The 15,072-nt window shown below is 31.3% G+C and carries 13 protein-coding genes; all 13 read right to left on the bottom strand.

The window, feature by feature from the left end:
* On the bottom strand, positions 1–433 hold a 433-nt coding region (locus J7M77_RS11255; RefSeq protein ID WP_296878575.1), incomplete at its 3' end, for a pyruvate kinase.
* Positions 434–467: 34 nt separating this feature from the next.
* Positions 468–1,427 (bottom strand): 6-phosphofructokinase, encoded by a 960-nt coding sequence (gene pfkA, locus J7M77_RS11250; RefSeq protein ID WP_296878572.1) that lies wholly within the window; start codon positions 1,425–1,427, stop codon positions 468–470.
* Between the two features lie 98 nt (positions 1,428–1,525).
* Positions 1,526–2,434 carry a primosomal protein DnaI gene (locus tag J7M77_RS11245; protein WP_296878571.1) on the bottom strand — a complete coding sequence of 303 codons (909 nt, stop codon included), beginning with the start codon at positions 2,432–2,434 and terminating at the stop codon, positions 1,526–1,528.
* 10 nt (positions 2,435–2,444) lie between these two features.
* Positions 2,445–3,692: a DnaD domain protein gene (locus tag J7M77_RS11240; protein WP_296878569.1), complete on the bottom strand. Its 1,248-nt coding sequence runs from the start codon at positions 3,690–3,692 to the stop codon at positions 2,445–2,447.
* The gene (gene coaE / locus J7M77_RS11235) at positions 3,685–4,263 is read right to left on the bottom strand and encodes a dephospho-CoA kinase (protein WP_296878566.1); all 579 of its coding nucleotides are present in this window, start codon (positions 4,261–4,263) and stop codon (positions 3,685–3,687) included. Before coaE ends, J7M77_RS11240 begins: the two co-directional genes overlap by 8 nt.
* Complete coding sequence (locus tag J7M77_RS11230; protein WP_296878563.1) at positions 4,263–5,210, bottom strand: Gfo/Idh/MocA family oxidoreductase; 948 nt, start codon at positions 5,208–5,210, stop codon at positions 4,263–4,265. The genes coaE and J7M77_RS11230 overlap by 1 nt, the downstream gene beginning before the upstream one ends.
* 1 nt (position 5,211) lies before the next feature.
* Positions 5,212–6,024, bottom strand: coding sequence for a DNA-formamidopyrimidine glycosylase (gene mutM, locus J7M77_RS11225; RefSeq protein ID WP_296878562.1), 813 nt, complete (start codon positions 6,022–6,024; stop codon positions 5,212–5,214).
* 9 nt (positions 6,025–6,033) lie between these two features.
* Positions 6,034–8,646, bottom strand: a complete 2,613-nt coding sequence (polA, locus tag J7M77_RS11220) for a DNA polymerase I (RefSeq protein ID WP_296878560.1) — start codon at positions 8,644–8,646, stop codon at positions 6,034–6,036.
* Positions 8,647–8,659: 13 nt separating this feature from the next.
* Positions 8,660–11,716, bottom strand: a complete 3,057-nt coding sequence (dnaE, locus tag J7M77_RS11215; protein WP_296878558.1) for a DNA polymerase III subunit alpha — start codon at positions 11,714–11,716, stop codon at positions 8,660–8,662.
* 57 nt (positions 11,717–11,773) lie between these two features.
* Positions 11,774–12,079, bottom strand: coding sequence for a hypothetical protein (locus J7M77_RS11210; RefSeq protein WP_296878556.1), 306 nt, complete (start codon positions 12,077–12,079; stop codon positions 11,774–11,776).
* A 67-nt stretch (positions 12,080–12,146) separates the two neighbouring features.
* The gene (locus tag J7M77_RS11205) at positions 12,147–12,392 is read right to left on the bottom strand and encodes a TIGR03905 family TSCPD domain-containing protein (protein ID WP_296878553.1); all 246 of its coding nucleotides are present in this window, start codon (positions 12,390–12,392) and stop codon (positions 12,147–12,149) included.
* A gap of 16 nt (positions 12,393–12,408) precedes the next feature.
* Entirely contained in the window at positions 12,409–13,722 is a 1,314-nt protein-coding gene (gene rlmD / locus J7M77_RS11200) for a 23S rRNA (uracil(1939)-C(5))-methyltransferase RlmD (RefSeq protein ID WP_296878551.1), read from the bottom strand.
* Positions 13,723–13,751: 29 nt separating this feature from the next.
* Positions 13,752–15,038 carry a hemolysin family protein gene (locus tag J7M77_RS11195; protein ID WP_296878549.1) on the bottom strand — a complete coding sequence of 429 codons (1,287 nt, stop codon included), beginning with the start codon at positions 15,036–15,038 and terminating at the stop codon, positions 13,752–13,754.
* Positions 15,039–15,072: the final 34 nt, after the last annotated feature.

Raw genomic sequence — 15,072 nt, 5'->3', positions numbered from 1 at the left:
CTTCAACATGATCAACTAATAATTCTACTTGACCATCGTTTACTAAAATAAATCCACCTGGTTTAACATCTTTATATAATTCTTTATAAGTAATTGTAAAACGATCACTTGTTCCCTCAATATCTTCAGTAGTGATCACTGATACTTGGCCTTTTTTAAACTCAGTTTGTCCCCCAACAAAATTACCAGTTCTAATTTCTGGTCCTTTAGTATCTAATAATACAGCAATATTTTTATTGCATTCTTTACCTAATTTACGAGCTGTTTTAATTCTTCCACCATGTTCTTCAAAATCACCATGAGAGAAGTTTAATCTCATTACATTCATCCCTGCTAAGATTAATTTACGCATCATTTTTTCATCTTCACTAGCAGGTCCAATCGTACATACAATTCTTGTTTTCTTTTTTCTTTCTTTTAATGCAAATACCATTTCCTATTCCTCACCTTACATTCATTTTATTATATTAACGAAGTTTATATAGATCTTCGTAAATATCATAGTCTACTGCCCGTTTATGTGACAATACTTCTTCAATTTTTAAACCTTTAATTTCACCATGTACTTCACTGACGCAAAGTCCACCTTTTCCAGCTTCTAATAATTCAACGGCATAAACACCCATTCTTGAAGCTAAAACACGATCACGTGCTGAAGGACGTCCACCACGTTGCATATGTCCTAATACGTTAGCACGAGTTTCAAATCCAGTTTCTGCTTCAACTTTTTTAGCTAGTTCATGAACATCAGTAATATGTTCAGTAATTACCACAATAGCATGTTTTTTATCAGATGCTTTAGCTGTTTTTAAGACTTCGATTACTTTATTTTCATCATATCCCATTTCACTAGTAATAACCATTTCAGCTCCAGCTGCAATTCCAGCATTGATAGCAAGATCACCACAACGACGTCCCATTACTTCCAAAATAGTACAACGTTGATGTGAACCTGAAGTATCTCTTAAACGATCTAAAGCGTCAACAATTGTATTTAAGGCTGTATCAAATCCAATTGTAAAATCTGTATCAGGAATATCATTATCAATTGTACCAGGAATTCCGATACAGTTGACACCCATTTCTGTAAGTTTTAAAGCTCCGTTATAGCTTCCATCACCACCGATTACTACTAAAGCTTCCATTCCAACTTTTTTCATTTGTTCGATGGCTTGTTTTCTAACTTCAGGATCTTTAAATTCTGGGAAACGAGCTGATTTTAAGATAGTTCCTCCCAAATTGATAATATTACGAGTGCTATGACGATCGAATTTAATAAATTCACCTTCATGCAAACCTTTATATCCTAAACGAACACCGTAAATTTCAATTCCTTTATTTAAGCATGTTCTTGCAACTGCACGAACAGCAGCGTTCATCCCAGGAGCGTCTCCACCAGAAGTTAATACACCAATACATTTAACCATTGTTTCTCCTCCTTTATACCTCATATTAATTTCCAAGACATTTTAACACAAAAGTTTTGATGTTTCCATCAATAATGGCATATTTTTACATTATATTTTTATCTTAAATCCCTCCCTTTCAACTCCACCGGCATGCTTATCGCTTTCATTCTTGAAATTAGTCTTTCGACGTTTTCTTTATCGCCAGCTTTCAACATATAAATCTTTTTTAGCTTTTCAAAAGAATACTCACTTGTAAAAAAAGTCGTCTTTTGATTTTGAAGCCGATAAGCGATTACTGCTGACAAAATTTCATCACGTGACCATGAAGTCACATTTTCCCCGCCAACATCATCAATAACTAAATAATCAAGATTTTTCATTAACTCGATTGAGTTATTGACACCTTCATTTCCAAACGAAGCTTTGATATCCATCAAAAAAGTTGGAAAATGAATAAAACCGCATTTATTGCCACCAGTTACCAAACACCGGATTAAAAATCCCATTAAAGTACTTTTACCACTACCACCGGTTCCAAAAAGATAGATTCCTTTGGTTTGCGGCTTTTTAATATAATCACTTAATATCTTAATTACTGCTTTACCATTACTTTCCGGATCATTTTTGATTGTCAGATCACTTGGTTTAGTTAATAAAATTCGATCACTAACATTTTTTAGTAAAATTGAGCTAATGATCTTTTGATCGGCATAATATGCTTTACCATAAACACATGGCTGTAACGATAAAGTAATTTGCTCATTTTCATAATTAAAACAGCGAACCATTCCTTTAGATATTTTAGGGCAAGATTTTAATGATCTACAACCTTTACAATAATTCAGATCCTCTTGATAATCCAAAAATTCGATCCAGTTTTCTTCAATATCTTCTCTAGTCAAGTTATACTGCTTTAAGACCTTAATAATATTATGATCACTTAAAAGCTCATTAATACTATTTTCCTTATTTTTCCTAAAACTTTCATCATTGATAAACAGATTAACACTTTGGACGTCTTTCATTATATCTCCCCTATTCAAATTGACTTAAAAATTCATCTAATTCACTTTCATCGACACTTTCATTATCGATCATATTAACACTAGTCTCTTCCACTTGATCACTATAATTACCTTTACGATATCTTATATATACTTTAGCTTCATCAATGGCATCTTTGACCGTATTAATCTTTTTTCGTTTCCACTGCGATGCTCTGGCTTGCATAAAAGCCCGAGATAAAACATTATCACATTGTGATAGTGTTAATTCAATTAAAACATTCATTACACCTGGTTCTAGATATAATGATGTCATGATTGATTCAATTATTTGCAAATCATGTTTCAACGGTTCCCGACCGCCTTGTTTATCTTTTAATAACTGATAAGGATTAACAGTTTCTAAATATTTAATATGCTGATTCAAAGACTGATCATCACTAGTACTTTTATGAACAAGTGATTGATGATGATAAATTTCTTTAAAGTTTTCCGGAACTTTTAAATCAAAATAATCACGACACCTTTTTTTAAGCTCCTGGTGATTTAATTTATCATTGATCATTGCTTCTTTAACTAATGAAAGCATATCTAAAGCATTGATACGATACATTATTCCAAGCTGTTTGATCAATATTTCATCATCTTTAGTAATACTAGAATGTTTGATCTGATAATCAGCTAAGTTTTGATAAAATAAACTTAAATCATATTCAAGCTCAACTTTACCATAATCACTATTAAAATAATCCTTTTCCACTAACACTTCACTATTTTGATCAACTAAATTTATATCAAAAACATCAGTAAACTTGGCTGTAATATTTTGATAACCACGATGATCGTAAGCTGCCGATTTAAAACATAGCTTGGTTCGATAAAATTCCTCTTTACCTAACCGTTTGTTTAATAACGGATTTAAGATTGGATGATTAAAAAACTTAGCTGGTGTTAATGGTGTTTTTAAAGCATAACAATAAATTCGTTTATTCTCTGCTTCTTTAACATATTTAGCCATTAATCCTAATGCTTCTAATTTTAAACTGGCTTCATTAATTTCTTTTAATGACAAACCAGTAAGCTTAACTAAACGCTGATGCAAACTAGCTACTTTAGTTAAACTAAGCTGATCTAATTCACTATATAAAGTTAAATATAAACTGCAGGACTGATTGCCAATTAATGGCTGATATAATAGATGAAGCGTTTTTAAATGCACGATATCTAAAGGATAAGTAGCACTTACGCTGTAAAGATCACAATTCATTAATTCACTCATCATCTTTACCTGCTAACATTGCTTCGATTTGCAAATATAAATTTTCTAATGTTCCATTATTGTCAAGAACAATATCGGCCCGTGATTTTTTTTCTTCAATATTTATTTGATTACTAATTATAATTTTAGCATATTTTTCATCAATATTATCACGTTTCATCAATCTTTTTACTTCTTTTTGATAATTTAAGTATACAACGATAACTTTATTGCATAAATATTCTAAATTACTTTCATATAACAAAGGAATATCTAAAAAAATCAGCTCTTGATCTTGATTATCATTGATTGTTTCTTTGATTTTTTTAATCACATAAGGATGAATGATTGCTTCTAGATCAGCTTTTGCTTTGGAATCATTAAAAACAATTTTACCTAATGCCTTACGATCAATTCCATCACCAGTTAAATTAAAACGCTGTTTAGTTTTTTCAATACATTCTAAATCGATCGTTAAAGCATCATAAGCTAATTTATCGCTATCAACAACTAAATATCCTTTATCCCTTAAATATTTAGTTACAGTACTTTTACCAGTAGCAATACTGCCTGTAATTCCATATACTTTCATTATAGCTTCTCCTTAATTTTAGCTAAGATCTTAGCACACTTAATACTTTGTGATAACGGCATGATAGGACTTTCATAACGTCCATCAATGATCAACCGATTAAAATGAGCAATTTCACCATAAAAATCATCAATTAAATAATTAAGATGGATTGTTTGATTAGTTCCATCATTCAACTTAATTTTCAGATCTAAAGGTCGATGAATTGGTGTTAACTTAATCGTTCCTTTACTTCCAACAATAATTAAATCATTAGTTCCCTGACGATCCATTGCACATTCAATAATTGCAGTTGATGTATTAAATTCTAATTTAGCATTTAAGTAAGTTTCCACCCCACAAGGATGTTTTTTACTAGTAACGATAACATTTTTTAAATCATCTTCAATAAAATCAGCGATATAACCAATATTATAAATACCTAGATCAAACAGACAGCCCCCTTGTTTTTGATCATATAAATAGGAATTAGGATCATATTCACCAGGATAACAAAAATTAGTTTTGATTTCTTTGATTTCACCAATTATACCATCATCAATTAATTGGTTTAATTTTTGATAAGCCGGAACAAAACGTGTTTTCATTGCTTCCATCAATAAGACCTGTTTATCTTTAGCTAACTTTGCCACTTCTTCCATTTGCGCTAACGAAATTGTTGCTGGTTTTTCAACAAGCACTTTTTTATTAGCCAGCAAGGCTTTTTTAATATATTCATAGTGATAATAATGAGGCAAAGCAATATAGATAGCCTCAATGTTTTCATCATTGATGATAGCATCGAAAGAATCATAAGCAATTTTGCTATGATGCAGCGCTTGAAACTGTTTAGCTTTTTCCATCGTTCGATTACTAGTAGCATACAAGCAGCTTGTATTATCGTTTGCAAACGCATTTGCAAAACGATGAGCGATTCGTCCAGCGCCAATAATTCCCCAGTTGATCATATTATCGTCTCCTTTTTTGACAATGCGGGCAATAATAAGTTCCCCGACCTTTGATTTTAATCTTTTTAATTGGTCCCTTACAAATAGAACAAGTTTTTTGCAGATGGGCTTTTAATTTAACTTGAAATAGCCCATCGATTCCATTAGCTGAAAATGAATGAATCGTTGTTCCGCCTTGTTCAATCGCTTCATTTAAAATTAAACAAGCGGTGTCAATTAACTCCTGAACACTTTTTTTAGTTAAATTTTTTGCTGGTGTACTTGGATTTAAGCCCATGGCAAAACAAATTTCATTAGCATAAATATTTCCAATTCCCGCAATCATGCTTTGGTCTAACAAGGCATGTTTTATTGGCAGCGTACTTTTATGTAATTTAGGATAAAGGTCGGCTACTGTTGCCGCAAATGGTTCTGGACCCAATTTTGAAAGGGGCAATTCATTTCGATAATTATCTAAACTTACTAATTTGATGCGACCAAATTTTCGTGTATCATTATAGCGTAACTGATAGCCATTATCTAATTTAAAAATGATATGATCGTGTTTTTGAATTGGCTCATCTTTATTTACATAATGATACTTTCCTTCCATTCGTAAATGGGAAACAAACGCAATCTGATCTAATTTAAAAACCAAAAACTTGCCAACGCGATCAATGTCCTTGATTGTTTGATTTACGACACTACTTACAAATGTTTCTAGATCATCTTCAATAATTTTAGGATAAATTATTTGAACATCTTCAATTTTACGATTTAATACAAAATTCTTTAACGTATTTCTAACTGTTTCTACTTCTGGTAATTCTGGCATAATCTTCTCCTATTTTAATTCGTACCAGTTAACGGCATAACTACCTTGAGATTTTAATTCGACTTTCATCTTAACTGCCGAAGTCATCCCTTTTGATACAACTTCCATAACTTCATCTAATTCATCCTGGTAAACATCAAAAATCAATTCATCGTGTACTTGCAAGATCATCTTTGATTTTAAATGATGTTTTTTTAATAACTGATCTACTTTGATCATGGCAACTTTAATAATATCCGCTGCCGAACCTTGGATTGGAGTATTCATCGCTAACCGTTTTCCCAGTTCACGACGCATATAATTTTTTTCATTAATTTCACGAATAAACCGTTTCCGATTAAGCATCGTTGTTACATAACCATGTTTTTTACAAAATTCGATATTACTATCCATATATGTCTTAATTTCAGGATAATTATCAAAATAACTTTTAATAAAATTTCGTGCTTCATTTACCGATACGCCAATTTGTTCTGCCAAGCCAAAATCAGACATTCCATAAATAATACCAAAGTTTACTGCTTTAGCATTACGACGCATCGTATCATCAACCTGGTCTTCACTTACTCCAAATACTTCACTAGCCGTATGACGGTGAATATCTTTATCTTCATTAAAAGCCTGGATCAATGATTTAACATTCGCTAAATGAGCTAAAACTCTTAATTCAATTTGTGAATAATCAAAAGAAACTAAATAATCATTTTCGGGAACAAAGGCTTTACGAATTAATTTCCCTTCCGGTGTTTTAACCGGAATATTTTGAAGATTAGGATCCGTTGATGATAATCTTCCAGTCTGCGTTAAAGCTTGATTATAGATCGTATGGATCTTGCCATCAACAAAAACCTGGTCCTGTAAGCCAACAATATAAGTTGAATATAATTTAGTTAAAGTTCGATATTTTAAAACCTTTTCAACAATTGGATGGAATCCTTTGATCTTATCTAAGATTTCTACCGAAGTTGAATAACCAGTTTTCGTCTTCTTACCATTTGGTAAGCCAAGATCAACGAATAAAACCTCACCCAACTGTTTTGGTGAAGAAATATTAAACTCTTTTCCCGCTAATTCATAAATTTCCGTTTCTAAGATTTTGATTTCACCACCAAATTGTTTTTGCATTTCCTTTAATACTTTTAAATCAACTTTAGCTCCCTGATACTCCATATTAGCTAAGATTTTAGCTACTGGCATTTCAACATCTTTATATAATTCATACTGATTTTCATGTTTAAGTTTTTCGATTGCCTGATCTTTTAATGTATAAATGGCTTTAGCTTGCTTAATTAAATGATCGGCAACCTTAGCAGTTTCGGGAACTTTCTTTTTAGCCCCTTTACCATAAACTTCTTCATCATAATAAACATCATAGTAATCATAGTATTCACAAACACTGCGAATTTCATCTTTTAAACTTGGATTTAAGATATATGAAGCTAACTGTAAATCAAAAACATAGTTTTTAATCTCTAAACCATGCCATCTAGAAGCATTGATACATTTTTTTATATCATAACCATATTTTTCAATTTCCGGGCTGTTAATAAAATTTTTAAAATTAGTACAATTCAAAGCATCTTCAATTGCAATATAATAAGCTTCACTATCGTTATAAATCGCAAATCCAACGATTAACGAACGATGATAATTAGAATCATAGACCCCAACGACTAAAGCACTATCACGTTTAATAACTGGTAAGTTTTTAACGATTTCAACACTTACTTGTTTAACGGGCTGTTTTTCTTCGTTGTTGATTGACATTCGTTTAAGCAAAGAATTCATGCCATAACGACGGTAAAAATCCGCTAATTCATTATAATCATGACCAAGATAACGATAGTTATTTAAATCAATCTCAAAGGGAACGTCTTTAACGATCGTTGCAATTTTTTTCGATAATAATCCTTGATCAATATTAGTTTTGATCTTTTCACCCATTTTACCTTTTAATTCATCTAAATGTTCACTTAGATTTTCAACGGTATGATATTGTTTCAATAATTTTAAAGCTGTTTTTTCCCCGACACCAGGAATTCCGGGAATATTATCGGATTTATCACCCATTAACCCTTTTAAATCCCGCATTTGATCAGGGATTAATCCATACATTTCTTTAAATTTAGCTGGGGTGATCTTTTCTAACTCACCAACCCCTTTTTTCGTTAAATAAACACTGATTTCATCAGTTACTAACTGCAACATATCTTTATCACTAGTTACAATGCTTACTTTAAAACGATTTTTACTAGCGACAGTTGCAATTGTTCCAATTACATCATCACCTTCATAACCTTCAACTTCCTGGTATTTGATGCCATGAGCAGTTAAATATTCACGAATCATGGAAAACTGACAAATCAGTTCATCTGGTGTAGCACTTCTAGTTCCTTTATAGACTTCAAATAAATCATTTCTAAAAGTTTTTTTACCATAATCAAAAGCAACGACCAAATATTCGGGATTGCCTTTTAAAACACTTTCTAACATATTAGCAAAACCAAAAACAGCATTAGTGGGAATACCATCTTTATTGGTCATTAAATTTCCCATTGCTGCAGTAGCATAATAAGCTCGATACAGCAGTGAATTTCCATCTATTAATACTAATTCTATCATCAATTATAACTCCTTAACGTACATTTCTTGCTTGATTGATTATTAATGATAATTTATCACGATAATTTACTCGTCCCTCAATCAAATATATTTCACCACGAACTAAGATCTTTTTTAAGCCCTGAAAATTTGAAGCAAACACGACTCCATCAACTTCACCAGTTTCGTCATGTCCTTCTACAAAACACATTTCCTGACCTTTTTTATCAACGATCACTTTAACTCTGGTAATATTTAAAATTACCCGAACTGATTGATTTAAATATTGCTTTAGCTCGCTTACATTTACAATTCTAACATTTAAATTATTTTTTATCAAAGCAATTGGATGCATTGATAAATAGACCCCTAAAACCATCTTTTCTTCTTCTAAGACTTTCATTTTATTATCTTTAACGATCGTTAAAATTGGTGGGTCATCAATTCCAATCGTATTTTTAAGCTGAGCATATTCAATGATCTTATGTAAGTTTTCTTTAATCGAAGAACGATTAATTTTAAATTCATCGAAAGCACCAGCCTGAATCAAACTTTCCAACATCTTACTGTTAAGCTTGCTTGATTCCATGCGGGAAATAAAGTCAAAAATATCTTTAAATAAACCTTTTTCTCTTTCCAAAGCGATGGCTTGATAGCCAGCATGACCAACATTTTTAATTGCCATCAAAGAATAGCGAATGTTTCCGTTTTCAACTTTAAAACGATTAGTTGAATAATTAATCGAAGGCGGCAATACTTTAATCCCATATTTTTTACCTTCTTGAATACAGTTAATTTTATTTGTATCACTGCTTTGGGCATTTGAAAGCAAAGCACTAAAAAACTCTAATGGGTAATTTGCTTTAAGATAAGCTAAATAATAAGCAACATAACCATAAGCAACTGAATGTGATTTATTAAAACCATAATTGGCAAACTTTTCAATCAAATCAAAAATTTCATTAACCTCTGTTTCGCTAAAACCATTATTAATTCCCCCACTAATAAATTCCGCTTTAATTGACTGCATCAAAGAAGCAGTTTTCTTTGACATTGCCTTTCTTAAAATATCCGCTTTGGCTAGTGAAAATCCAGCGACAATCTGGGCTACCTGCATGATTTGTTCTTGATAAATAATAATCCCATAAGTTGATTTTAAAATTGGTTTTAAACATTCAAGTGGATAATCAATTGGCTCTTTACCCTGTTTTCTAGCTAAATAGCTAGGAATATTAGCCATTGGTCCAGGACGATATAAAGCTATTGCCGCAATTACATCATCTAGACAGTCACATTTCATTTTAACTAGTAAATCGCGCATTCCTGGTGATTCTAACTGGAATATTCCATAAGTATCCCCGCGACTAATCATGGTATATGTTTTTTGATCATTAAAATCAATATCATTGATATTGATTTTAATCTGGTAATTATGTTCAATATCTTTAATGATATGATCGATCATCGTTAGATTTCTAAGTCCTAAAAAATCCATTTTCAATAATCCTGCTTCTTCAATATAATCTTTTGAATATTGGGTAATGACACCACCATTGGGTCCCTTAGCTAACGGAACAATTTGTTCTAAAGGATCATTTGATAAAACTACGCCAGCTGGATGGGTTGCAATATTACGAGGTAGTTTTTCAACAATAAAAACAGAGTTGATGATCTTAGCTAAAGCAGGATCTTTATTGATCATTGACTGGAAATTATAAGAATTTTGATAAACTTCTTTAGCACTTTTACGATTTTTGGGACTAGTAGGGATATTTTTAGCTAACAGTTCTAATCGCGGCAGTGGGACTTTAACTACCTTCCCTAAATCTTTTAAAGCTACTTTAGGGCCATAAGTTGAAAAGGTAACAATTTGCCCAACATGACTAGAACCATATTTTTTAATTACATATTCAACTATTTCATCACGACGATCATCTTGGAAATCAATGTCGATATCTGGCAAACTAATTCTTTCTTCATTTAAAAAACGTTCAAATAATAAATTATATTTAATCGGATCAATATTAGTAATTCCTAAAACATAAGCAACTAAGCTGCCAGCTGCTGATCCCCGGCCTGGGCCAACGATTATTTTATTAATTTTGGCAAAACGAACATAATCAAAAACAATCAAAAAATAATCATTAAAGCCCATTTTATTGATTACTCGTAATTCTTCCTGGAGTCGTTTTAAATATTCATAAGGAATTTTTTTACCTTTAAAACGTTTTTTCAAACCAACAACACAGAGCTGTTTTAAATATTCCCTGGCATCACCGTTATGAGGAACAGGAAATTTAGGTAAATGCATAATATTATTAGGAATAGTTACATTACATAAATTAATAATTTTATTAGTATTATCAATATATTTACGATCAAATAAACTATCCATTTCAAAGCTTGATTTTAAATATAACTGATCAGTTACAACTTGATGATCTAACTCTAAGGTAGTTTGATGATAAGATGCCTGCAACAAATCAAGTGTATAAGCTTCGCTGGGATCTAAATAACGAACTTCGTTAGTGACACAAATTTCGACTTTAGCAATAGTCGCTAAAGCAATCATTTTTTCATTAAGTTTTTGTTGCATCGCTAAACCATGATTTTGAATTCCAAGATAAAAGTTTTTAAAACTTTTTTTAAACAATTCTAAATATTTTAAGGCCTGAGAATCTAATTCTTTTAAAATAAGCCGTTCAATTATTCCTTCTTTACAAGCGGATATGACAAACAAGTGTTCCTGGAGCAAGTGTAAATGAGATAACTCAATCGCTTTTTGATCACTTAAACAAATCTCACTAGATATCTTAGCTAAATCAAAATAACCAGTAATATCTTTAGCTAACAAGAGCAAAGGATAGATTTCGTTTTCAATCAGGACACTAGCTTCCATTCCAAATATTGGCTTAATATTATATTTTAAAGCTGCTTTAAAAAACTCAAAAGCTCCAAACATATTATCTTTATCGCTCAAAGCTAGCGCCTTAAAATGGAGATCGCTAGCTTTTTTTACCAAGTCTTCAATTAAAATAGTACTATTTTGAAAACTATAAGAACTATAAACTTGTAAATGTCCTAGCATCATCTCACATCCTTTCATGATGTTTTTATTATACCACTAAAATAGCTATTTAAAAAGATATTACAAAATCGCCCGAAAAGAAAATAATATGATCATAATGGCAATATATAAACATAAACATAAATAAATCGTATCAAAAATAGCCCAGGCTGGATAATTTAATAACCAGATACGGTAGGCATATAAAATCAAGGTATAATAATGGTATTGAACTTGAAGCACACAAAACTTTCTTTGCCAGCCAATAATAATGATCGAAATCAAGGCAGCGATAAAATGAAAAGGAATGATCCACATTGGACAAATCACTTGCATTAATAGGATCATTCCACAAAGTAACTGTAATTTTTTTATCTTTATCAACATATAATCACCTATGATATTATATGTTTTTTTAACTAGAAAATGAAAAGAAGTGGAAAATTGCTTTCCACTATCCCATGTTTTCTTTTAAAGCCTTAGCTAATTGAGCTGGACAGCTAGTTGGCTTGCTGCCACAGCGAATTCCTTCTAAACGAGTGATGACATCTTCAACTTTCATTCCTTTTGCAAGAGCGCCAACACCTTGAGTGTTACCAGAGCATCCTCCGACAAATTTTACTTGATTAATGATCCCGTCTTCTTCGTCAATGATAATTTGTCTTGAGCAGACTCCTTGAGGCTGATATCTAATTTCCATTTTTATTTTCCTCCCTTTATTTTTTACGAACTAGTTTAACGATTGTTGTCAAATAAGTATTATGACAAGAAGTATCAATTGGTACTACTTGTTTTAATGAATAACTGTTTTGTAGTAATGCAATATCTTTAGCTAGCGCAGAATATGAATCACTGATATAAATTACCGTATCAAAGCGAGCAATTTTAATCGTATTAATAATTTTTTCACTTAATTTTTTACCACTGTCATGAATGATCAAAGTATCATAACATTTTTTCTTAGCATAAGTAACGATTTTATCTTCAATTTTTCCAGCAACAAATTTAACATTATCTCGTTTTAAATATTTAGCATTTAATTTAGCGTCTTCAACTTGATAAGTTTTATTATCAAGCGCAATTATTTCTTCCTGGTCCAAATTCAACTCTAATAGTGCCGCTTTAACATTAGTAGCGATAATTTTTTTACTATCACATATCATTTCTTTAACGATTTCATTTTCTTTAAAAATCAAATCAACACTTTTATTAAGTTCTGTTTTTACCCCTAATAAATACCGCTTATTATCATGATGTAATTCTAATCTTGATAAACCATATAATTTAGAATATTTAGATTCATCAAAATTTTGATATTTAGAAGTATTTACCGCCATGAAGATTCCCGCAACATTAGGGATTTCACTAATCTGTTTAACTAGATTATCTGACAAACCATCACGACCAGTAACAAAAACTAACTGGATCTTATCTTCGATCAGTTTTAATTTTAAAAATCTAAGTCCGGTTTTAAAACGATCATTATAAATGCGACATTTATTTTTAGTTAAAATATTTTTTAATTCTTTTAAACAATGATTGACTAGCGGATGATGCATCAAGCAGCCAGTCATTAATGTTAAATACTTACTTTCACGCTGGTAGATTCCAAAAGTAATCTTGTCATTAAAAGATACAATTGGTAAATTGACTTCACATACATAGCCAGTTGATTGTTTAGATGCAATAACATCACTGAAATCAACTGATTTTAAATCATATTCAGTATATTTTTTAAGCGTTTCTTTTACAGCTTCTTTCTTTTCTTGTAACTGACTTTCATAAGTCATGTGCATCATGTTGCAACCTTGACAGTTTTCATATAAAGGACACATTGGTTCTACTCGATTCTTTGATGCTTTTAAGATTTTAACTAATTTTCCTTCACTGTAACCGCGATTTTGTTTAACAATTTCAACAACTACTTCTTCGCCTGGTAATGCTCCAGAAACAAAAACAATCTTACGATTTAAATAGCCAATTCCTTCACCATTAATTCCTAATTTTTTAATTTCAATAGTTTTCTTCATCCTACAACCTCACCTTTAAAAAAGGAAAGCTAATCATGCTCTCCTTCTTTTTCCTCTTCATTTTCTAAAATAGTAACTTTCAATTGAGCAATTCGATTTTTATGCATTTTTACAATTCTAAATAAAACATTATCAATTTGGACTTCATCATCAATTTCTGGTACTCCAGAAACCTCACCTAATACCAAACCGCCGATTGATTCAAAATCCTCCGAATCAAAGTCGGTACCTACTTTATCATTAACTTCACCTAAATTCAAGCTGCCATCAATTAAAAATTCATTTTCACTTAACTTAATTACCATATCGTCTTCTTCATCATCATATTCATCATCAATTTCACCGACAATTTCTTCAACGATATCTTCAAAAGTGACGATCCCGCTCATTACACCATATTCATCTAAAACAATTGCAAGAGAAACATGTTCTTTACGCATTGAAGCAAAGACATCACCAACTTCATTAAATTCATAAACTACAAAAGTATCCCGCATGTAATCTTTTACTTCAAACTTTTCAGGATCGATATTAAAGAATAATAAGTCTTTAACGTTTAATACCCCAACGATTTCATCAAAACTTTCACTATGTACAGGGTAACGTGAAAACTGTCCCCGTTTATAAATATCCATCAGTTCTTCATAACTGCAATCATCAGGAATACTATCAACATTAATTCTTGGAGTCATAATTTCTTTGATTTCAGTTTCACCAAATTCAAATACATTATGAATCATTTCCTTTTCTTCTTCTTCCAATACCCCTTCTTCATGACCAACAGTAACGATGGTTTTTAATTCTTCTTCAGTCATCGTCGGTCCGGGATTTTTATTACCACCTAACATTTTGATAATAAAACCAGTAATGATGTTTAATAAAAAGACTACTGGTGTAAAAATAAAACAAATAAACGCTACAAATCTTGAAAGAAACAAAACTAGCCGATCGGCATTTTTAGTAGCAAAAGTCTTTGGAGTAATTTCACCAAAAACTAAGATCATAAATGTAACTACCCCGGAAGCAGCGGCAACCAACGTTGCAGAGTTACCAAAGATGCCAATTACGATCGATGTCGTTAATGAAGATGCTCCAATATTTACTAAGTTATTACCTACTAAAATAGAACTATACAAACGATCACTATTTTCTAAAAGCTTAATTACCGTTTTAGCACGCCCATCACCTTCCTGGGCTAAATTCCGCATCCTAATTTTATTTGATGATAAAAAAGCTGTTTCAGAGCAGGAAAAAACACCTGATAAAGCAATTAAAATAAAAAACACAATAATATTAACTATCTGACTCGGGTCCACAATTAATCATATCTCCTTATATATAACATTTTTG

Source organism: Thomasclavelia sp., assembly GCF_017889095.1.
Taxonomy (GTDB): Bacteria; Bacillota_I; Bacilli_A; order Erysipelotrichales; family Coprobacillaceae; genus Thomasclavelia.
This window is presented reverse-complemented; position numbering and strand designations above follow the sequence as displayed.

Excerpts from the sequence above, each read along its gene's own strand:
- pfkA (WP_296878572.1), bottom strand. The coding sequence starts at position 1,427 with ATGGTTAAATGTATTGGTGTATTAACTTCTGGTGGAGACGCTCCTGGG.
- J7M77_RS11245 (WP_296878571.1), bottom strand. The coding sequence starts at position 2,434 with ATGAAAGACGTCCAAAGTGTTAATCTGTTTATCAATGATGAAAGTTTT.
- J7M77_RS11240 (WP_296878569.1), bottom strand. The coding sequence starts at position 3,692 with ATGAGTGAATTAATGAATTGTGATCTTTACAGCGTAAGTGCTACTTAT.
- coaE (WP_296878566.1), bottom strand. The coding sequence starts at position 4,263 with ATGAAAGTATATGGAATTACAGGCAGTATTGCTACTGGTAAAAGTACT.
- J7M77_RS11230 (WP_296878563.1), bottom strand. The coding sequence starts at position 5,210 with ATGATCAACTGGGGAATTATTGGCGCTGGACGAATCGCTCATCGTTTT.
- mutM (WP_296878562.1), bottom strand. The coding sequence starts at position 6,024 with ATGCCAGAATTACCAGAAGTAGAAACAGTTAGAAATACGTTAAAGAAT.
- polA (WP_296878560.1), bottom strand. The coding sequence starts at position 8,646 with ATGATAGAATTAGTATTAATAGATGGAAATTCACTGCTGTATCGAGCT.
- dnaE (WP_296878558.1), bottom strand. The coding sequence starts at position 11,716 with ATGATGCTAGGACATTTACAAGTTTATAGTTCTTATAGTTTTCAAAAT.
- J7M77_RS11210 (WP_296878556.1), bottom strand. The coding sequence starts at position 12,079 with ATGTTGATAAAGATAAAAAAATTACAGTTACTTTGTGGAATGATCCTA.
- J7M77_RS11205 (WP_296878553.1), bottom strand. The coding sequence starts at position 12,392 with ATGGAAATTAGATATCAGCCTCAAGGAGTCTGCTCAAGACAAATTATC.
- rlmD (WP_296878551.1), bottom strand. The coding sequence starts at position 13,722 with ATGAAGAAAACTATTGAAATTAAAAAATTAGGAATTAATGGTGAAGGA.